Consider the following 18,350-nt stretch of genomic DNA (forward strand, 5'->3'; position numbering starts at 1 on the left):
CAAGGTGTAGACAAAGCTGTCGTAGTTATCCACCACGAGAATCTTCACGGACACGGAACCTACTCCTAGGCGTTCAAGAGGTTGAGACGGAACTACCGCGCAAGTCTACGCCCGCCCGAGCGGATAGACTGAACGCCGGTTTCACGCCCAGGCGTCTCAAGCTCGCAATGCGTACCGTGGAGGGGCCCGCCCCGCGAGTCCACGCAGCAGGAGGAATGATCAGTAGTGTCCCAGCCCAAAAAGCGTTTCGGTAGGTCCCGCGAGTCCCTGGATTCCGATCAGAAGTACGCGATCACGGACAAGGATCGGCAGCTGACCGAACTGGCCGCGCAGAACCTCCCCCGTAATCGGCATGCGGAAGCCTTCGAGAAGTCCATTGCCAACGGCAACGGTGGTTCCACCTCTGCCACCGCGGACGGCGCGGGAGAGCTGGACGGCTCCAAGAACAAGAAAGCCCTGCGCAAGGCCGCCAAGCGAGACCGCACGGGCGAACCGCAGCCGACCCCCATGTGGTACAAGGTGGTGATGATCGGCTTCATGATCGTGGGCCTGCTGTGGATCATCACCTACTACCTGTTCCAGGGCACCCTACCCATCCCGGGCATCAATGTGTGGAACCTGGTCATCGGCCTGGTCTTCATGATGACGGGGCTGATCATGACCACCAGATGGCGCTGACCCGCAGTCACCCGCTCGTAGCTCTCTCAGCCCAGGAGGCACACCGTGGCCACGTCATCGCGGCAACCGGATCCAGAACCCGAACCCCTGGACCCCCCAGATTCCACGCACGACAGCAACAGTGCACCGGATGCGGGCCGGGCCCCGGACACGCAAAAGTCCCGGCCGCAGGATTCTGCGACCGGGACAGCCCCGCTCGTTGAAGACCGCAGGGACACCGGGGGGAACAAGCACCGGCTCAACGCCGCCCGCATGGAAGTGCGGTTAAGACGTATTGCCCTGCTCGGACTTGTCTTGGTGCCCCTGCTGTACTTCATCGTGCAGTCACTGCGCTGACCCTCTCCCTGGCCCGCGCCGTGAGCGCACGCGTGGGATCAGTTGGCCTCGGGAGCGGTGAACTCGACATCCAGGTCGATGTTGACCTTGTCGGACACCATCACACCGCCGGCCTCAAGAGCGGCGTTCCAGGTCACGTTGAACTCCTTGCGGGAGATCGCGGTGGACGCGGTGAAACCGGCACGGGTCACGCCAAAGGCGTCCACGGCCACGCCGTTGAATTCTGCCTTCAGCTCGACCGGCTGGGTCACGCCGCGCAGGGTCAGTTCGCCGGACACGGTACCTTCGCCGTCGGTGAGGTTCAGGCCGGTGATCTTGTAGGTCATCTCCGGGTGGTTGGCCACGTCGAAGAATTCCTCGGAACGGACGTGGTTGTCACGAGTCTCGTTCTTGGTGTCCACGGAAGCCATGCCCACCACGACCTCGCCGGTGGACTGCGCGGCGTCCTCGGCCACGTTAAGCTGGCCGGTGACGTCCGAGAACTGGCCGCGCACCTTGGAGATGCCCGCGTGGCGAACGCTGAAGCCGACCTCGGTGTGAGCGGGGTCCAGGGTCCAGGTGCCGGTGGTCATGCCGTTGAGGTTGCTCATGAATCTCTCCTTCAAAAATGTGGCGCTCCCCGATTCAAGTGCGGGGAACAACTGCTTGCTTCGGAAACTACCTTACCCGACTGTGTTGAGATGTCAACCTATTCTTTGGAAACTATTGATGTGAGTCGTGTCATGAAAAAACCCAATCCGCCGTCGGATCGGGTTTTCGCACGGAGCTCTACGCCACCCTACGGCCTGGGTTTGAGCCGCACATTGGGCAACGTGGGTGCCGGTAGGGCGCCGTCGTCGTGGGAATCGGCGACGACGCTCGGGAACCGGCCGTGCGGATCGGCAGTGGGCGGGGCGTCGTCGGCACCGATCGCGGACTGCCAGGCGTCGCGGTAGGCGACGATCTCCTCGTGGGAGCGGCCCACGAAGTTCCACCACATGGTGATCTGCTCACCGAACGGGGTGCCGCCCAGGATCAAGAGGATCACTTGCTCGCCCTGGGGAACCCGGAGCTTCAGCGTGCGCGCGCCGGCGGCAATGTGCGCCAACTGAGCGGTCTTGAGGACGCCCCTGGGCCCTCCGTCATCGGGGTCCACCTGGATCAGGGTTTTCCCCTCGTCCAACAGCACACCGTGCTCGAAGTCCTCGATCAGGTCGAACTCGACCTCCACGGTGTGCTCGGTGGCGTCCACCACGAGCTCCGCACCCAGCACGGGGTGGAAGGAACGCACCGGCGAGCGCTGCCCTGCGAACTCGCCCAGGAACACGCGCAGATCCCAATCCTCGCCGCTCAGCGGATCGGGGGTGTAGGCCTCGAACCCGGGATCCGTGTCCCGGGAGTCGTTCGGCAGCGCCAACCACAGCTGCGCCCCGTGCAGCACGGTGGTGTCCGCTGTGGAGTACTCGGTATGACTGATCCCGCGTCCCGCGGTCATCAGGTTGAGGCTGCCGGGAGTCACGGTGGCCTTGTGGCCGGCCGAATCCTCATGATCGATCCGGCCCGTGAACAGCCAGGACACGGTCTGCAACCCGGTGTGCGGGTGCGGTGGCACGTTCATGCCACCGGTTTCGGAGACGTCGTCGGGGCCGTAATGGTCCACAAAGCACCACGGGCCGATCATGGTGCGGCCCCGCGCGGGAAGGGTTCGGCGCACTTGCATGGCACGCGGTCCACCCAGCGGAACCTCCCGGGGGTCGATGATCTCGAGACCCTGGGCGGGCCCGTCCTCACCGCACAGTTGTTCGGAGGGGTCCGGCTCTACATTGCTCATGGGGTGTCTCTTCCCTTGTTCGCGGGGCCCCGCAGTCAGATCTGGTAATCGATCACGGACTGTCGGCTGAGCCCGTGGAACTGCCGCTGGTGATACACCAGGGGTTCGCCCGAGCCTTCATCGCCCACATTCTCCACCACGGCGGCATTGAAAACCAGTGCGGGGCCGGCCTTGACCCGGGCCAGCGGCACGGCGCGCAGCACGCGACGCACCCCCAGCAGACGGGGCTCTCCCGTGGGTAACGGCTCCCACGGCATGTCCTCGCCGAAGCGCGGCGCACCGGAAATTGAGAACGCGCGGGCCAGGTCCACGTTGTCCGCGTCGAGGAAATGCACCAGGAAGGATTCGGCGTCGGCCACAATTGCGGCCGAACCGCGCTTGGCCTGCAGGGAAAAGCCCAGGATGGGTGGCTGCGCACAAATCGAGGACACCGACGACGCCGTGAGACCCACCGGGCCTTCCGGTCCCGCCACGGTGATGATGGCGATCCCCGCGGGATGCTGCCCGAAGGCCGCCTTGAACCCGTTGATCAGGTTCTCGTCCTCAGCCAGGTTTTCCGTGGGTGCCACAAAATCCACCACCTTGGCCGAGGCGTGCTCCGCCTCTCGGCCGCTGGCGGGCACGGTGTCCAGGACGTGCTCGTGCCGGTCCGGCGACATGTGATCAGCGGTGTCCGCGCCGGGCTGCGAAGCGCCGGTTGCTGCGTTGCGAGGCTGATCTGTCATGGATAGTCCTTCCGAGGGTGGACGTGGTGAACGGCCTCCATCTCTGTGAGGCACGTGGTAGCTGTAACGGGGGCCGACTCTCCACCATTCCAGGCGACACCGGATTTGTTCACCCGGCAGCGCAACAGTCCGTCACATTGACCCGAGCTCACCCGTGTCCGCAAGACCACCCGGCTACCGCAACGAACGGTATTCCTTGGCGAAGTGCACGAGCGGTGCGTCCGCGTTGCCGGAGCCCTCGGCCCGCCCCATGGCAGTCACCTTTCCCACGAAAACCTGATGGGTGGCCGCCGTGTGCACGGACACCGTTGCGAGCTCGAACCAGGCCAGCGATCCGTCCAGCACGGGGGTCCCGGACGCCTCGGTGCGGTGGAACGGCACCGAATCGAGCAGGCCGTCCACGGGGTTGCCCGGGCTGGCCAACCAGTTGGCCACCGACCGCTGGGACGAGTTCAGCAGGCTCAGGGTCCACACGCCCGACGTCTCCACCGCCTCGCAGATCCTGCCCATGTCGTAAAGACACACGAGCATGGTGGGTGGATCGTAGGACACGTCCGCGAACGCGGTGACCGTGGCGGCGTGATCCTTACCCCGATGGCGCGAACACACCACTCCCACGCCCGCCGCGTGATCGCCTGCCAGCATTCGGTAGCGGTCCACTTGTTCATCGGTGGGTTCCGGGTCCACTGCCTCAAAGTCCATGCGCTCAGTCTGGCATTTCGGCAGCCGAGGCCCCACCGGACGCGCCTCGCGGCCGACCGCGCCGGTCATGCCTTGCCGATCTTGCCGGACCCGCCGTGCCGGTCATGTCGGTCGCAAGCTACGTCTGTCCGCCGGTCATGCGCAGCGTGATGTTGAGCCTGCCGCCGTGCTTCATCCCCAGCTGCGGCCCACCGGTTCCCGGATACACCTTGGGCACCCCGTGAAACGCGTAGCGCGAGGGGCCACCGAACACGAACAGGTCCCCGGAACGCAGTTCGATGTCCTGATAGGGCGCGGTGCGGGTCTCCGTATTGCCGAAGCGGAACACGCACGTGTCCCCCAGCGACAGGGACACGATGGGCGCCGCCGAGTATTCGTCCTTGTCCTGGTGCATGCCCATGTGGGCCTGGGAGTCGTAGTAGTTGATCAGTGCGGAATCCGGTTCGAAGTTCAGCGCCATGTCGCTCAGCTCGCCGTACGCGTCCGCCGCCGCCCGCTGCCCCAAGTGCACGAGCCACTCCGGAAGGTCTTGAATCCCTGGCCCGCCGCTCGCGCCGTAACGGTAGGGTCGCCAGTTGCGGCCCAGCATCACGGACTGCACGGACATCCGCCCGCCTCCGGGCATGACTTGGTGGCGCATGGGTGATTCCCGGACCCACACGCGGCATTGGGTCACCAGCTGGGCCTGTCGTTCGGGGTCCAACCAGTCAGGGATGTGCACCGCGCCGGGTGCCGGTTCCTGGCGTTCGCGCGGTACGGAGAACAGTTCATTGACCTCGAAGTCGGTCATGTCCCCACGGTACGCAGCACCTCCGACAGCCAGAAGCGCCCCGAGAAGCCGTGGGAATTATGCCGCCCCGCACACCGTTATTTACCGTAGAAACCATTTTCGACCAGCAGAGGAACTTCGTGCGCCAGCCGCTTTCCGTCATTGACTTCGCAACCGTCCGCAAAAACCAGTCCGTGGGTGAAAGCTTCGCGGATTCCGTGACACTCGCCCGGGAGGCCGAGCGACTCGGTTACACGCGTATCTGGTACGCGGAGCACCACAACATGGCCACCATTGCCTCCTCCGCGCCGGCCGTGTTGATCTCACACATCGCATCCAAGACGGACTCGATTCGACTGGGTGCCGGCGGCGTGATGCTCCCCAACCACTCGCCGCTGACGATTGCCGAGCAGTTCGGGACCCTGGCCGAGCTCTACCCCGGGCGTATCGACCTGGGTCTGGGCCGCGCTCCCGGCACCGACCCGCGGACGCTGCAGGCCCTGCGACGCACTCCGCAGTCCGCGGAGAACTTCCCGCAGGACGTCAAGGAGTTGCAGGGTTACTTGACCGGCAACTCCCGCATCCCCGGTGTTTCCGCCGTTCCGGGTGCGAACACCAACGTGCCGCTGACCATTCTGGGCTCGTCTCTGTTCGGTGCGCAGTTGGCGGCCTCCTACGGGCTGACCTACGGCTTCGCGTCGCACTTCGCGCCGGATGCCCTGGTGGACGCGGTCAACACTTACCGCGCTCAGTTCCAGCCTTCCGAACAGCTGGCCGAGCCGTACGTAATTGCCGCGGTCAACGTGATTATCTCCGAGGATCCCGAGGACGCCGCCCGGCAGCTCGAAGCCACCCAGCGCGCCCGTGTGCGCATGATGGTGGGCCGCGGCCGGGAGTTCACCGAGGACGAGATGGACATGGTCATGGCCTCCCCCGCCGCGCAGCAGATCCTCCACATGCTGAAGTACACCGCGGTGGGCACCCCGGAGACCGTGGTGGACTACCTCGAGGGTTTCGCCCGGCACGCGGATGCCGATGAACTGATGATCTCCCCCGTGGCCACCCGCCAGGAGGATGTCCTCAAGGGCATGGAGCTGCTGGCCAACGCCTGGCACAAGTAGGACTCAGGTGAGCTTGCCCAGGAAGGCGCCCAGAGCGGCGTCGAACTCGGTGGGGTTCTCCATGTTGGGTGTGTGACCGCTGTTGCTGATCACGGCCAACTCGCCGTGGGGCAGCAGCTCGGTCATGCGCTGGGCTGCGCCCCCGTCGAAGGCGTCGTGGTCGCCGGCGATGACCAGGGCGGGCTTGTCGAAAGCCTTGAGGGTCTCGACAAAGTCATTGCGCTCGGCGCGGCCACGCATCGCCGCGGTGGCACCCTCGAGCGGAGCTGCTTGAATCATTTCGAGCACGGTCTTGGCCACCTCGGGCAACCGTTCCACGTTCTCTTCCCACATCATCTTGGGCAGCACGGCCTGGCCGTAGGAGTCCATGCCGCCGCTCACGATTCCGTCGGCGGCCACGTGACGACGACGCCGCCCCGCCGCGTCCTCAGCCTGCGGCACCGTGTCGTTGATGATCAGGGCGCTCACGCGCTCCGGGTGGGATTCGACCAGCTGCATGGCTGCCTGCCCGGCCATCGAGAAGCCCAACAGCACCGTCTGTTGGATCCCCAGCTCGTCGAGCAGCGCAATGACATCCGCCACGAACTCCTCGGTGTACACGATCCCGGGGGTGACCTCCGACTCTCCGAATCCGCGCAGGTCCGGGGCGATCACGCGCCAACCCCGCTCGCTGAAGGCCTTGACCTGGCCGTCCCACATGGAGCGGTCGTAGGCGTGGCCGTGCAACAACACGAGCGGGGTGCCCTGACCCTCGTCCGTGTAGGCGAGGTCGATGTCGTTGACGTGTGCGGTGTGCGTGGTGAAGGCGGAGCGGCTCATGGTTCCCATGATGCCAGCTGTTCGCCCCCGCGTGGCGCGGTTCCAACCCGAACGCCAACTGATCCGGCCTTACTGCACGGTAGGTGGGGCTACCGTGCAGTAAGGCCGGATGAAATGGTGGGCGGGCACTCGGCTAGATCTCCGCGAACCTCACCACGGTGCGACTGGCGATGGCCGTGACCACGGTGACGATCAGCAGGCCCAGCGGGATGGTCCAGCGACCGAGTTCACCCGCGAGGTCGAACCAGAAGTCCGGCCACGCCACAACCGCCGCGATCAGGCCGAGAACCAGCAGCACCACGGCGACCACGGAAATCACCGTCCAGATGACACCGGCCGCGCGGTAGATGCCACCGAAACCCATTCCCGCGAACAAGCTCATGAGGCACATGAGGAACAGGGAGATCGCAACGATCAACGGGTTGCCGTTGTCCATGGCCGTCACGGTCAAATAACTGACACCCACGCCGTAACCCGTCGCGGTTTCAATGGCCAGCAGGACAAGGCCCACCGCCACGACGGTCAAAGCCGTGACCACGAACCCCAGTGCGGTTCCGGCCCAAAAGTTGTGACGGGTGCTACCGAAGGCCAGCGACCCGGCAAACCCGCGATTGGCGGTCAGCGCGCCGTGGGAGATCAGGAAACCCGGGATCGCCCAGAAGATGGCCTGGTTGTACTTGAACCCCTCGCTGACCTCCGGCGGCAGCGGTAGGCCGGTGCGAATGCCGATGATGAGCGCGACAATGATCATGATCACGGCCACCAGCAGCAGGATCGCCGGGGCAATCACGAACGAGTTGACCCTGTTGGTCAGGTAGAGTGCGAGGTTTCTCCGTACGTACTGCATCACAAGCCCCTATCCGCATTGTCCGCCCCGCGCATACCGCGTGCGGCTACAAGTTCTTGCAAGGTGACCGGTTCCACGGACACGTTGGCCTCATCGGCGCGGCGGTGATCCTCGCCGGTGGCGGTGCCGTCCACGGTGATCGAGAGAATGTTGCCCAGCCGGTGCTCACGGAGGATCCGGCGACCACCGGCCAGTTCACGCACCACGGGCTCAAGGCCTCGCAGCACGAACGCGCTGTCCCTGGCCTGGTCGATGTCCGCGTCCACGGTGACCCGCCCGTCCTCCAGCAGCACCACGTTCTCCAGCAGGTCCGACACCTCGTCGATCAGGTGGGTCGAGAGAATGACCGTCCGCGGATGCTCCGCCATGGCCCGAGCGAACTCCTCGTAGAACAGCGCCCGGTGCCCCGGATCCAAACCCAGGTACGGCTCGTCCATGAAGGTGTACGGTGCGCGCGCGGCCAGGGCGATCACACTGACCAATGCGCTGCGCTGGCCACGAGAGAGCTTCACCGCGCGCGTACCCATGGGCAGATGGAACCGCGAGGCCAATCGTTCGGCCAGCTCCGCATCCCAGTTGGAGTAGAACGTGGGGAGGATGCGCAGCAGCGAGGCGGGGGTGTCGTCGTCGTGGAACTTCTGGTCCTCGTGAATGAAGCACGTGCGCGCCAGGACCTGGGCGTTCTCCCGCGGGTCCTCACCGTCGATGAGAATTTCGCCGGAGCTGCGGAACTTGTGGTTCAAGATCACCGACATCAACGTGGTCTTACCCACGCCGTTCGCACCGAGCAGCCCGTGCACCCGGTTGGGAGCGAAATCCACGGTGATGTCCTTCAGCACGTGTTTCTTTCCGAACGACTTGTTCAGGCTTCTGATCCGGATGCCCCGCTGGCCCGTGTCCCACGGAGCACCCGTTCGATGATCTGCCTGGAGAGCTTGGGAACTCATGGCATGTCCTTTCTAATGAGCGCAACCATGTCGTCGAGGGACAAACCCAGTCGCTGCGCCTCGGCCACGGCCGGGCGAATGAAATCTTCGGCAAACGCCGTGCGGCGCTCCTCGCGCAGAATCTCGGGACCGTGGGCATCCACGAACGTCCCTATTCCACGACGCCGCACCAGGACCCCCTGGTCGACCAACCGCCCCAGCGCCTTTCCAGCGGTTGCGGGGTTGATGCGGTAGAACGCCGCCAGCTCATTGGTGGAGGGCACGGCCGAGTTCACCGGGTAATTACCCTGGAGGATGTCGTCCGCAATTTGGTCAGCCAGGACCATGAAGATCGGGCGACCATCGTGCCTCGGTGTCATGACACCTCCTCCGGTTCCTTGGTTAGTTACTTAACTAATTAACCACTGAACCGGTGAGCCGTCAAGGGTAACCGCCCTCGGATGTGCGAGATACGACTGATTCACCAATTGATCCGGCCTTACTGCACGGTAGGTTGGTCTACTGTGCAGTAAGGCCGGATGAAATGGTGGGACGCGGTCGCGGTGTTACCGAACCGCCACCCACCAGAGGAGCAGCATGGTCACCAGGAAGCCGGTGAAGTAGTTCAGCCACAAGAACGTCTTCCAACCGGCATTGGCGCGGCCGGAATCACTGTCCGTGACGGTGCGGAAGCGCAACACGTTCACCACGTACGGCACCGCCAACAGCGCCGCGAATTGCCCGGGCCAGTCGGTCAGCAGCATCAGCAGACCGGCGCCGGCATACAGGAGAGCGGAAACCCACACCGTGGGCCGGGCACCGAGCACCGTAGCCACGGAGGCCAGCCCACCCTCACGGTCCGGAACCACGTCCTGCACGGCTCCGAACATCTGCGAGGCCATGCCCCACAGGAAGAATCCGGCCAGCAGCGACCACAGCCCCAGTGTGAAGTCCGCACCGGTCAGCACGAGTCCGTAGACCGCTGGGGACACGAAGTGGGTGGACGACGTCAGGGCATCCAGGAACGGCTTTTCCTTGAACCGCAGCCCCGCCCACGAGTAGGCCACCACCGCGAACAGGGAAACGGCGAGCACCGCGATCGACCACGGGTTTCCGGTGACCAGCGCCCAGCCCACCAAAATCACCACGAACGGGGCCGGCACCACACAGGATGCGAGCAGCACGGAGCGCTGGGCAGACCTGTCCACCACCGCGCCCTCCACGCCGCCCTTGCGGGGATTACGGAGGTCGGATTCGTAGTCGAAGACATCGTTGATGCCGTACATCGCCAGGTTGTAGGGCACCAGGAAGAACACGGTTCCGAGCACCACGAGCCACCACGGCAGTCCCCCGGTCAGCAGCACCGCCGCCGCAAACGGGTAGGCGGTGTTGACCCAGCTCAGCGGCCGGGAGGCCCAGAACAGTTTGCTAATCACGCGTCTCCCGCGGGTTGTCGAGTGCGGTACGGCCGCCGGTGCGAGCGCCCGGTTCGCGTTCACCCAAGGTACCTCCGGGTGCCCGTGCAGACGCCACCCGGCCACCCAAGAGCAGCCACAGCCCCGGCAGTAGGAGCACCCCGGCCAGGGGATACGCGAAGTCTTCGAGTGGCGCCAGCCCCACCTGCACCCCGGAAATGTTCTGGTCCGTGTAGGTCATGATCCCCACGGCAATCATCAGGTTGTCGAACACCGCAGTGAGCACGAACAGCAGAACGGTCGAGGCACCCAACGCGCCCCAGAACAACGAACCCGGTTTGCGCAGCAGCACCGCCACCACCAGCACCAGTGCCGCAAGGCCCAGAAAAATGAAGTTTACGTCCCAGTACGTCATGCCCGATCCCCCTCGGGCGAGCGCGAGCGTGAGCGCAAGCGCAGCCACCGCCACAGCACGGGGGCGCCCAGGATGTAAATCATGGTTTGGTAGCACAGGAACGCCAGGAAGAAGACCTCTTCGATCGGAAGTTCGGGTGCCACGAAGATGCCCAGCGTGAGTGAGTTGTCGCCGTGCCAGAAAAGCCCGTGGAAGATGGCCACCACGTCCCATGCGAGGAAGAACAGCACGCCGAGGACCAGCACGATCCAGGCGCGCACCGGTGAACCAGACCAGAAATAGAGATTCCAGCGGCGATCGATCAGGGCGTAGCAACCGGTGAACACGAGCAGCATCAGCAGGTACATCAGTGGCTGCGCTCCCCGGGCGCGGTCTCCCGAACTGCATCACGTACCACTTCGGACGAGATGAGGCACATAGGCACGCCGATTCCCGGCCGCACGGACGAACCCGCGTAGTACAGCCCCCTGATTCCCCTGTCACTCACGCCCGGCCGGAACAGGGCCGATTGCGCGAGTGTGTGCCCGGGGCCGAGCAGAGAGCCGCGCCACGCGTTGACGGTGGACACGAAGTCACCGGGGCCGTAGGTTCTGCGCACCACGATCCGGTCTGCCAGGTCTTCGATGCCGGCCCATCGGGCGAGTTGGGCCACGGCGGCGTCCGCCACCTTCTCGACCTGCGGTGAACCCGGCTGGTTCACCTCGGTCGTGCGTATCCCTCCCCGGCCCCATTCGGGCACGGCCGGTGACGGAACCAGGATGAACAGGTTCTCGTCCCCCTCAGGGGCGGCCCCCGGATCGGTTGCGGACGTCATGCACACGTAAATGGAGGTCTCGTCCGCGAGTTCACTGCCCTGCGCAATGCGCGCGAAGTTGTCCGGCCAGTCCGCCGTGAACAGCAGATTGTGGTGGACCAGTTCGGGCAGCTTTCCACGCACGCCCAGGCACACGAGCACACCGGAGGGCCCCGGGTCGCGGTGCTTCCAGCGCGACTCGGGCGCACGGAACGGTTGGGGGAGCAATTGAGTTTGCAGGTGGTGCAGGTCGGCCGCGCCGACGACGACGCCCGCCGCCTCGCGCTCCTGGGTCCCGTCCGCAAGGCGGTACCGCACGCCGGTAACCGCCCCGCGGCGCCGTCTGCCGACGGGCACCAAGAAACCGCGGGAGCTCACGTCGATGCCCGTGACCGTGGCGCCGGTGACGATGTCCACACCGGCCTCGCGGACGAGCCGTTCCATGGCGTCGACGAGCGCGGCGAAACCGCCCTGCGGATACTGCACGCCGTCCGTGAGATCCAGGTGGCTCATCAGGTGGTACATGGCCGGGGCGGAATCCGGGGCCGCACCCAAAAAGACCGCGGGGTAGCCCAGGATCTGCCGCTCGCGCGGCTCGGGGAACCGCTCGGCAATGTAGGCCTCCATCGAGTTGCTCAGCAGCGCGCCCAGCCGGGGCAGGTTCTTGAGCACCTCGGGAGTCATGAGCTCCAAGGGCTTGGTGAAATTGGTGTACAGGAAGTACTTCTTGGCCAGCTCGTAAACCTCGGCACCGGAGTGCAGGTATTTCTTGAGCGCCGTTCCGGAACCCGGGTCGAGTTGTTCGAAGAGTTCTTCCGCTTCCCCGGACACCACGTCCACGGGCTGCGAATCACGGTGCTGTTCGAAGAACGTGCGGTAGCCGGGGGTCAGTTTCTGCAGGTCGAGTTCCTGCTCGGCGCCGGACCCCATGAGGCGGAACCACCGGTCGATGACCTCGGGCATGAGGTACCAGCTGGGGCCGGTGTCGAAGCGGAAGCCCTGCGCGGACCAGCGCCCGGAGCGTCCACCCAGGGTCTGCTGTTGCTCGAGCAGCAGGACATCGTGGCCGTCCTTGGCCAGCAACCCGGCCGTGGCCAGACCCGCGAATCCGCCCCCGATCACCACCGTGCGACTCATGAGGCACCTCGCGATCCGGCACCGGACCCGATGCCCGCATCGGAGCGCGGCACTCTGCGAGATCCCGCGAATACACGCGCGGCAATGCGCGCCTTGACCGCCGTGGGCACGCTGATGCGCTGTTGGGTCAACGTGGCCGCGGGCACCGCGGCGATCCTGCGAGCCAGTTCGTGGAACAGGCCGTGGGCCAGCAGTACCGCGCGGCGGGCCCGCCGGTCGAGCGCGAGGATCCCGGGTACGGCGGCGTCGAGATCCGCGTGGAGATCGGCGAGCAACTCATTTTTCTCGGCCTCACCCAATTCGGTGGGGTCCGTGTCCGGGAAGTAGGTGCGGCCCAGCTGATCATGATCAGCACCGAGATCCCGCAGGAAATTGACCTTCTGGAACGCGGCACCCAACCGGCGTGCGGTTGCGCGCAGCATCTCGCGCTGTTCGGGGGTGTCCGCGCGAGTGCCGGGCAGGTCCATGAACACTTCCAGGCACATGAGACCAATGACTTCCGCGGAACCGTAAATGTAGGTTTCCAATGACTCGGGGTCGTGTTCGGACACGTCCAGGTCCGCACGCATGGACGCGAAGAACGGCGCGGTGAGTTCACGACCGAATCCGTGACGGCGGGCGACGTCGGCAAACGCGTGGACCACCAGGTTGGTGGAGAACCCGCTGGTCAGGCCCCGTTCCACCTCGGTTTCGAGTTCGTCCAGGGCCGCACGCACGGGACCCGTGGCCAGCCCGGCGGCAGAGGCTGTGCCGTCCACCACTTCATCGGCCACTCGCACCAGGGCATAAATGCTGGAAATGTCCCGGCGGCACTCGCGGGGCAGGGTGCGGCACGCCCACGAGAAGGATGTGGAGTACCGCCCGATGACCTGGCCGGCGGCCGCGGCCGCGGTGCGGGTGTACAGCGGCAGGGGTGCGCGGGGGGATACCTCGAGTCGAGTCACTTACTTCCTCCGATGCAGCACGTAGTGGCAAATGGCATTGAGCTCGGCACGTTCCGCCTCCGGCAGCGGCAGCCGCTCCAGTGCCTCCTGGGCATCGGCCACAAGCTCTGCGGCCAATTTCACGGCCCTGGTCTCGGCCCCGGCCTGCGCCAGGGCAGCCTTGACCTGCGCCACCGTGGCGTTTCCGGCGGCAAATTCGGCAAGTATTTTGCGGGCTTGGCCATCCTGCATCCCGTGAGCGGTGAGCACGGTGGCCTTGCCCTCGCGCAGGTCCGCTTCGGTGGATTTTCCGGTCAACCGCGGGTCCCCGAAGGTTCCCAGAACGTCATCCACCACCTGGTAGGCCACGCCGATCCGCGAACCCGCCCGGGCGAGGCGAGCGGCGTCTTCCTGGTTTGCACCGGCCAGCAACGCGCCGGCCCTGAGCGGGGCCTCGAACGAGTAGGTGGCGGTCTTGAGCCGTTCCATGTTGAGGATGTCCTGCACGGCGGGGTGTTGTTGTCCGTAGCGATGCATGGACAACAACACGTCGTCCAGCTCGCCGGCTGCCGAGGCCGTCACGGCATCGAAAACCACGGCGGACACGGCGTGTAATCGAGCCGGATCGGCGGTGCACGTGGTGGCCAGCCGAAGAGCCCCGGCCAGCAGCAGGTCACCGCCGATGATCGCGACCGCCTCACCCAGGTGTTGGGCTTCGTCCGACGGCGCTCCCGCACTGTGCGCGTCCCTGCGGTAGAGCTCCCCCACCGTGGGCCGCCCGCGACGCACGGGATCGCGGTCGACCACGTCGTCGTGCACCAGAAGCGCGGCATGCAGTAGCTCGAAGGACGCCGCCAGGCGCACACACTCGGGATCGGGAGCGTTACGGGCCTCGCCACCCAGCACGGTCTCCGCGCGTCCGTCGAAGGCTCGCCAGGCCAGGCGCGTCAGACGCGGGCGCAGCAATTTTCCGCCCGTGACCTGCTCACGAATCCGCGAGCGCAGCACCGGGAACCCGGGGCTGCGTCGAACCGTGTCCTTGAGACCGTCGAAGTAGGCGTCCAGTTCTTCGGCCACGGCCACGCAGAATTCGTCCCAGGCAGGATCGGACGTGGCAACCGCTCCGCCGCGCAGCGGCACGGGAACGGGCTGGTGGGTTTCGGTCAACCGTGACGAGTTCACGCGTGATCCTCCCCGGTTGTCAGGGGTTCCCGGGGATCCGCCGGTCGCGCTGCCTGAGTGGGCCGCTCCCTGAGTTCGTCCCGGTAGGCCTCCAAGCGGGTCGCGGTTCCCTTGAGAAATGTCAGAACCGCAGCGCGATCGCGCTCATCGAGTGTCTCCAGTTCCTCCTCGACCATGTTCATCATGGGGTACACGTGCTCCATGGTCGTGGCGCGGGATGCATCCATTGCCCGAACGATCATGCGGCGGCGGTCATCGGGGTGGGGCTCACGCACCGCGTGCCCCGCCCGAACCAATCGATCCACCACTGCCGTGGCCGCCGCACTGGTGATGTGCAGTGCGCGCGCCAGCTCGGTGGGGCCCATGGGGTTGCGCATCAGGATGGCCATCGCGTGGTAGTCGGTCTCCTTGAGACCCATGATCCTGCGGACCTGATAACCGATGTCGTCATTGACGCGCACCACGCGGCGCAGCTCGCGGCTTTGTGGGCTGACAATATCGGGCCTGAACCGCGACTCAGCCATCAAAACCTCGAAATTCTAAGAGTTAGAAAAGTTGATAACCATGATGCTTGAAAAGCCTGGGCACTGTCCAACACTACAAGGCGTGTCCGAGTAGTGGTTCTACATCAGCGCACCCGTTGCAGAGCATTCAGCACGGAGTTCCCGTAGCCGCCACCGAACCGGATCGCGTGCACCAGCAACGGCGGCACCTGGTACCACGGGACGCGCTCGCGCCAGCCGTCGGCCAGGGGGTAAACGTCGTTGTAGGCGTTGAAGCAGGCCTCACCGAACCCGCCGAACAGCAGCATCATGGCCAGGTCGTATTCCCGATGCCCGTAGAACGAGGACGGGTCGACCAGCCAGTTGTGGCCGCTCGCATCGATCACCCTGTTACCGGCCCACAGGTCACCGTGCAGCAGACTGGGCGGCTCGGTGGGACCGGCTAGTTCGGCCGCACGCGGGGCCAGTTCAGCCAACAGGTCCGACGCCGCAGGGTCCAGTTTCCCCGTGTCGATCGCCGTGCGCAGCAGAGGTTCGATCCTGCGATGCAGCAGGAAATCGGCCCAGTCGTCGGTGGGTGAGAGGTCCACCGGGAACGAGCCGATGCGCTGCGGCAGCTCAGGGTCGATCGCACCGAAATGCGGCGCGTCCGCGCGGTGGATCCGGGCCAGGCCGCTGCCGCATTCGGCCTCGGTTGGCGGCCCGCCCGCACCGTAGGATTCATTGATCCATTCCAGGACCAGACCCTGATCGCTCACACGGATCACGCGGGGCACGGACAGTTCGGCCGGTGCCGCCGCGCGGAGCGCTTCGAGGCCGGCCGCCTCCAATTCGAGCACACCGGCCGGAGCGTCGAGCATGGTTTTGGCGAACAACGGCCCGTCGGGGGTTTCCAGGCGATACGCGGCGGCCGTATCCCCACCGCTCAGCGATCGCACTCCCGTGACATCAAGGTCGGCAAGGAGGTCTTCGGGCAACTGGTCCATGGTTCTTCTCTACACCATTCCCACGACACTCGCAGGGACTTTTTCCCCGCTGACGGCCTGTGGCAACGGGACAAAACAATGGAGTCCACTCGTTCCAGCGTGTGACGTGCACCGCCACAATAATGTGCTAGTGTCTTCCGCAACAAGGATCAAGAGTCCCGGTGTGAAGCTCTGGCTAACCGGGCGGCAACCCTCCAGCACGTAGCGGGGTGCCCCAGATGAGGATCCGGCCGCCGCGCAACCGCACGGCGAGCAAGTACGGCGTACGGAGAAACCTCCGGCGTCCAGAACCGCCGGAGGTATTTTTATGCCCGCCCTGTCCACACCCCAGGTCTCGAAGCAGACCGTCGCCACGGGGCCACCCACGGGAACCTCGTGGTTGGTACGCAGACCGCGCCGCGAGTCCCTGATCTCGTTCGAGGTGTTCCCGCCGCACCCCACCCGCGATCCCGAGGCCGTATGGCGCAATATCGACGCGATGGCCGCCGCCGGTCCGGATTTCTTCTCCGTCACCCACGGCCACTCCGGCGCCAACGGGGTGTCCCGCGAAACGCTGCGGCACCTGCTCAGGCAGACCAAGACCCCCGCGGTGGCCCACCTGACGTGCGGCGGCACCGACCGCGCCGGCCTGGAACGCGCCGTTGAGGATTTACTCGACGACGGCGTGCGCGACCTTCTCGCCCTGCGCGGCGATCCGCCCGTGGGTGGTAGCGAGTGGACCACCCACCCGGGTGGTTTCGACCGGGCAGCACAGCTGGTCGAGCTGATCCGCGAGGTCGAGGAGCGCATGTTCGGGGCGTGCGAGCGCCCCGGTAAACGCCCCGTCTCGGTGTCCGTGGCCTGCTACCCCGTGGCCGCCAAGGGCCGCGATTTCGAAGCGGACCTGGCGGCCCTGTGGGACAAGCAGGCGGCCGGAGCCGACTACGCCATCACTCAGGTGCTCTACGACGCCCAGGATTACGTGCGGTTCCTGGAACGTGCGCGCTCGGAAGGCATCCACATCCCGATCGTCGCCGGCCTGGTGCCCCTGACGGACATCAAACGTCTGGGGCGGATGGCCGAGCTGACCGGAGTGCCGATCCCGGAGCGGATCACCACCTTCTTGAACACCGATGACCCGGCCGAGCTGCGTCGCCGGGGCATCGCGGCAACGCTGACCCTGATCGACGAGCTTCTGGACTTCGGTTGCCCGGGTCTTCATTTGTTCACCTTCAACCGGCCGGACGCCCCGCTGGCCATTCTCGACCATCTCCGGGTGCGCGATGCCGCCCGCACGTTCCGCGGGAGCACCTCCGCGGCCTGACCGCCGCCGATCAGCGGCGCCACCGCAGCCGCAGGAGCACCCGCACCGCCCTTCCGACAGAGCCTTTTCGCAACGGTCTCAGTGACCGTAGCTTCCCACAGCACACCCTTTTACCCTCAGGAGCACCCCGAATGTCTGCCGTTTCCAAGACCTCGTTCCCCGCCGCAACCATCCTGGGCTACCCCCGGATCGGTCCCCACCGTGAGCTCAAGAAGGCGCTTGAGGCCTACTGGTCCAAGCCCGCCGAGAACCCCGCTCAGACCGTCCTGGACACCCTCGCCCAGTTGCGCGAGCGCACCGTTGGTCACCTCCGCGACCTGGGCCTCACCGAGCCCGCCGCCGTCCCGTCCGACACGTTCGCCGTGGACCAGACGCTGGACACCGCCCTGGCGCTGGGTGCGGTTCCGGCCCGGTTCCGCGCCGACGGTTTCCGCCCCGCCGCTCCCGACACCCCGCGAGGCATTGAGCTGATCACCGCACTGTCCCGCGGAACCGATCACCTGGAGCCGTTGGAAATGACCAAGTGGTTCGACACCAACTACCACTACTACGTTCCCGAGATCGGCCCGGACACCCCGCTCTCCGCTCACCCTGAAAGCCTGATCGAACGCTTCGTGACCACCCGTGATACCACCGGTGCCATCGTCCGCCCGGTCCTGGTGGGCCCGGTGACCCTGTTGCTCCTGGCCCGCCCGGAAACCACGGACGCGCCGGGCACTCAGCCCATCGACCGACTCAACGACGTGGTGGATCTCTACATCCAGCTGCTCACCGCACTCAAGGACGCGGGTGTCCCGTGGGTCGAATTGGACGAGCACGCCCTGGCCGCGGAGGGCTGGGACGTCCCCCGCGAGACCATCATTGCCGCCCTGACCAAGGCCTACACCCGCCTGAGCTTCCCCGCCAACCGCCCCGACATCCTGGTCGCCGTGGGGTACGGGGACGCCGGAGAGGCCGCCC

At 65.8% G+C, this 18,350-nt stretch carries 21 protein-coding genes, 1 pseudogene and 1 riboswitch; of the genes and pseudogenes, 5 read left to right on the forward strand and 17 right to left on the reverse strand.

The window, feature by feature from the left end; genetic code table 11:
* Nucleotides 1-225 precede the first annotated feature (225 nt).
* Together Q4E95_RS05855 and Q4E95_RS05860 are read left to right on the forward strand one after the other, a co-directional pair.
* Nucleotides 226-678, forward strand: a complete 453-nt coding sequence (locus Q4E95_RS05855) for a cell division protein CrgA (protein WP_303382428.1) — start codon at nucleotides 226-228, stop codon at nucleotides 676-678.
* Between the two features lie 45 nt (nucleotides 679-723).
* Nucleotides 724-1,014, forward strand: a complete 291-nt coding sequence (locus Q4E95_RS05860) for a hypothetical protein (RefSeq protein WP_303382429.1) — start codon at nucleotides 724-726, stop codon at nucleotides 1,012-1,014.
* Between the two features lie 38 nt (nucleotides 1,015-1,052).
* Here the strand turns inward: Q4E95_RS05860 and Q4E95_RS05865 are convergent, their stop codons facing one another.
* The 5 genes from Q4E95_RS05865 to Q4E95_RS05885 all read right to left on the reverse strand — a co-directional run bounded on the left by Q4E95_RS05865 (nucleotide 1,053) and on the right by Q4E95_RS05885 (nucleotide 5,041).
* On the reverse strand, nucleotides 1,053-1,604 hold the full coding sequence (locus tag Q4E95_RS05865; protein WP_303382430.1) for a YceI family protein: 552 nt from the start codon (nucleotides 1,602-1,604) through the stop codon (nucleotides 1,053-1,055).
* A 188-nt stretch (nucleotides 1,605-1,792) separates the two neighbouring features.
* Nucleotides 1,793-2,824 carry a pirin family protein gene (locus tag Q4E95_RS05870; protein ID WP_303382431.1) on the reverse strand — a complete coding sequence of 344 codons (1,032 nt, stop codon included), beginning with the start codon at nucleotides 2,822-2,824 and terminating at the stop codon, nucleotides 1,793-1,795.
* A 35-nt stretch (nucleotides 2,825-2,859) separates the two neighbouring features.
* Entirely contained in the window at nucleotides 2,860-3,549 is a 690-nt protein-coding gene (locus Q4E95_RS05875) for a flavin reductase family protein (RefSeq protein WP_303382432.1), read from the reverse strand.
* A gap of 174 nt (nucleotides 3,550-3,723) precedes the next feature.
* Entirely contained in the window at nucleotides 3,724-4,251 is a 528-nt protein-coding gene (locus Q4E95_RS05880; RefSeq protein WP_303382433.1) for a flavin reductase family protein, read from the reverse strand.
* 118 nt (nucleotides 4,252-4,369) lie between these two features.
* Entirely contained in the window at nucleotides 4,370-5,041 is a 672-nt protein-coding gene (locus Q4E95_RS05885; protein WP_303382434.1) for an alpha-ketoglutarate-dependent dioxygenase AlkB, read from the reverse strand.
* 119 nt (nucleotides 5,042-5,160) lie between these two features.
* Between Q4E95_RS05885 and Q4E95_RS05890 the strand changes: the two genes are divergently transcribed.
* Entirely contained in the window at nucleotides 5,161-6,141 is a 981-nt protein-coding gene (locus Q4E95_RS05890) for an LLM class flavin-dependent oxidoreductase (RefSeq protein WP_303382435.1), read from the forward strand.
* A gap of 3 nt (nucleotides 6,142-6,144) precedes the next feature.
* Here Q4E95_RS05890 and Q4E95_RS05895 read toward each other — a convergent pair whose 3' ends face one another.
* From Q4E95_RS05895 to Q4E95_RS05950, 12 genes are all read right to left on the reverse strand, one after another.
* Nucleotides 6,145-6,960, reverse strand: a complete 816-nt coding sequence (locus tag Q4E95_RS05895) for an alpha/beta fold hydrolase (RefSeq protein WP_303382436.1) — start codon at nucleotides 6,958-6,960, stop codon at nucleotides 6,145-6,147.
* A 133-nt stretch (nucleotides 6,961-7,093) separates the two neighbouring features.
* Nucleotides 7,094-7,807 (reverse strand): hypothetical protein, encoded by a 714-nt coding sequence (locus Q4E95_RS05900; RefSeq protein ID WP_303382437.1) that lies wholly within the window; start codon nucleotides 7,805-7,807, stop codon nucleotides 7,094-7,096.
* The gene (locus Q4E95_RS05905; RefSeq protein WP_303382438.1) at nucleotides 7,807-8,754 is read right to left on the reverse strand and encodes an ABC transporter ATP-binding protein; all 948 of its coding nucleotides are present in this window, start codon (nucleotides 8,752-8,754) and stop codon (nucleotides 7,807-7,809) included. The genes Q4E95_RS05900 and Q4E95_RS05905 overlap by 1 nt, the downstream gene beginning before the upstream one ends.
* The gene (locus Q4E95_RS05910) at nucleotides 8,751-9,113 is read right to left on the reverse strand and encodes a GntR family transcriptional regulator (RefSeq protein ID WP_303382439.1); all 363 of its coding nucleotides are present in this window, start codon (nucleotides 9,111-9,113) and stop codon (nucleotides 8,751-8,753) included. Before Q4E95_RS05910 ends, Q4E95_RS05905 begins: the two co-directional genes overlap by 4 nt.
* Before the next feature lie 186 nt (nucleotides 9,114-9,299).
* A complete protein-coding gene (locus Q4E95_RS05915; RefSeq protein WP_303382440.1) occupies nucleotides 9,300-10,169 on the reverse strand; it encodes a prenyltransferase in 870 nt (289 codons plus the stop codon).
* Entirely contained in the window at nucleotides 10,162-10,563 is a 402-nt protein-coding gene (locus Q4E95_RS05920; protein ID WP_303382441.1) for a lycopene cyclase domain-containing protein, read from the reverse strand. Before Q4E95_RS05920 ends, Q4E95_RS05915 begins: the two co-directional genes overlap by 8 nt.
* Nucleotides 10,560-10,910 carry a lycopene cyclase domain-containing protein gene (locus Q4E95_RS05925; RefSeq protein WP_303382442.1) on the reverse strand — a complete coding sequence of 117 codons (351 nt, stop codon included), beginning with the start codon at nucleotides 10,908-10,910 and terminating at the stop codon, nucleotides 10,560-10,562. Before Q4E95_RS05925 ends, Q4E95_RS05920 begins: the two co-directional genes overlap by 4 nt.
* Complete coding sequence (gene crtI / locus Q4E95_RS05930) at nucleotides 10,910-12,493, reverse strand: phytoene desaturase family protein (protein WP_303382443.1); 1,584 nt, start codon at nucleotides 12,491-12,493, stop codon at nucleotides 10,910-10,912. Before crtI ends, Q4E95_RS05925 begins: the two co-directional genes overlap by 1 nt.
* Entirely contained in the window at nucleotides 12,490-13,437 is a 948-nt protein-coding gene (locus Q4E95_RS05935) for a phytoene/squalene synthase family protein (protein ID WP_303382444.1), read from the reverse strand. The genes crtI and Q4E95_RS05935 overlap by 4 nt, the downstream gene beginning before the upstream one ends.
* Nucleotides 13,438-14,598, reverse strand: coding sequence for a polyprenyl synthetase family protein (locus tag Q4E95_RS05940; protein WP_303382445.1), 1,161 nt, complete (start codon nucleotides 14,596-14,598; stop codon nucleotides 13,438-13,440).
* Nucleotides 14,595-15,122 (reverse strand): MarR family winged helix-turn-helix transcriptional regulator, encoded by a 528-nt coding sequence (locus tag Q4E95_RS05945; protein ID WP_303382446.1) that lies wholly within the window; start codon nucleotides 15,120-15,122, stop codon nucleotides 14,595-14,597. Before Q4E95_RS05945 ends, Q4E95_RS05940 begins: the two co-directional genes overlap by 4 nt.
* A gap of 104 nt (nucleotides 15,123-15,226) precedes the next feature.
* The gene (locus Q4E95_RS05950; RefSeq protein ID WP_303382447.1) at nucleotides 15,227-16,087 is read right to left on the reverse strand and encodes a fructosamine kinase family protein; all 861 of its coding nucleotides are present in this window, start codon (nucleotides 16,085-16,087) and stop codon (nucleotides 15,227-15,229) included.
* 147 nt (nucleotides 16,088-16,234) lie between these two features.
* Nucleotides 16,235-16,352, forward strand: a riboswitch (SAM riboswitch).
* A 42-nt stretch (nucleotides 16,353-16,394) separates the two neighbouring features.
* Here Q4E95_RS05950 and Q4E95_RS05955 point away from each other — a divergent pair.
* Both Q4E95_RS05955 and Q4E95_RS05960 read left to right on the forward strand, forming a co-directional pair.
* Nucleotides 16,395-17,390 (forward strand): methylenetetrahydrofolate reductase, encoded by a 996-nt coding sequence (locus Q4E95_RS05955; RefSeq protein ID WP_303382448.1) that lies wholly within the window; start codon nucleotides 16,395-16,397, stop codon nucleotides 17,388-17,390.
* Nucleotides 17,391-17,521: 131 nt separating this feature from the next.
* A pseudogene (locus Q4E95_RS05960) lies at nucleotides 17,522-18,350 on the forward strand (5-methyltetrahydropteroyltriglutamate--homocysteine S-methyltransferase); the annotation flags it as partial.

The organism is Kocuria sp., assembly GCF_030536815.1.
GTDB classification, from domain to species: domain Bacteria; phylum Actinomycetota; class Actinomycetes; order Actinomycetales; family Micrococcaceae; genus Kocuria; species Kocuria gwangalliensis.

Coding starts and splice junctions, on each gene's coding strand:
- Q4E95_RS05865 (WP_303382430.1), bottom strand. CDS start 1,604: ATGAGCAACCTCAACGGCATGACCACCGGCACCTGGACCCTGGACCCC.
- Q4E95_RS05870 (WP_303382431.1), bottom strand. CDS start 2,824: ATGAGCAATGTAGAGCCGGACCCCTCCGAACAACTGTGCGGTGAGGAC.
- Q4E95_RS05875 (WP_303382432.1), bottom strand. CDS start 3,549: ATGACAGATCAGCCTCGCAACGCAGCAACCGGCGCTTCGCAGCCCGGC.
- Q4E95_RS05880 (WP_303382433.1), bottom strand. CDS start 4,251: ATGGACTTTGAGGCAGTGGACCCGGAACCCACCGATGAACAAGTGGAC.
- Q4E95_RS05885 (WP_303382434.1), bottom strand. CDS start 5,041: ATGACCGACTTCGAGGTCAATGAACTGTTCTCCGTACCGCGCGAACGC.
- Q4E95_RS05895 (WP_303382436.1), bottom strand. CDS start 6,960: ATGAGCCGCTCCGCCTTCACCACGCACACCGCACACGTCAACGACATC.
- Q4E95_RS05900 (WP_303382437.1), bottom strand. CDS start 7,807: ATGCAGTACGTACGGAGAAACCTCGCACTCTACCTGACCAACAGGGTC.
- Q4E95_RS05905 (WP_303382438.1), bottom strand. CDS start 8,754: ATGAGTTCCCAAGCTCTCCAGGCAGATCATCGAACGGGTGCTCCGTGG.
- Q4E95_RS05910 (WP_303382439.1), bottom strand. CDS start 9,113: ATGACACCGAGGCACGATGGTCGCCCGATCTTCATGGTCCTGGCTGAC.
- Q4E95_RS05920 (WP_303382441.1), bottom strand. CDS start 10,563: ATGACGTACTGGGACGTAAACTTCATTTTTCTGGGCCTTGCGGCACTG.
- Q4E95_RS05925 (WP_303382442.1), bottom strand. CDS start 10,910: ATGTACCTGCTGATGCTGCTCGTGTTCACCGGTTGCTACGCCCTGATC.
- crtI (WP_303382443.1), bottom strand. CDS start 12,493: ATGAGTCGCACGGTGGTGATCGGGGGCGGATTCGCGGGTCTGGCCACG.
- Q4E95_RS05945 (WP_303382446.1), bottom strand. CDS start 15,122: ATGGCTGAGTCGCGGTTCAGGCCCGATATTGTCAGCCCACAAAGCCGC.
- Q4E95_RS05950 (WP_303382447.1), bottom strand. CDS start 16,087: ATGGACCAGTTGCCCGAAGACCTCCTTGCCGACCTTGATGTCACGGGA.
- Q4E95_RS05955 (WP_303382448.1), top strand. CDS start 16,395: ATGCCCGCCCTGTCCACACCCCAGGTCTCGAAGCAGACCGTCGCCACG.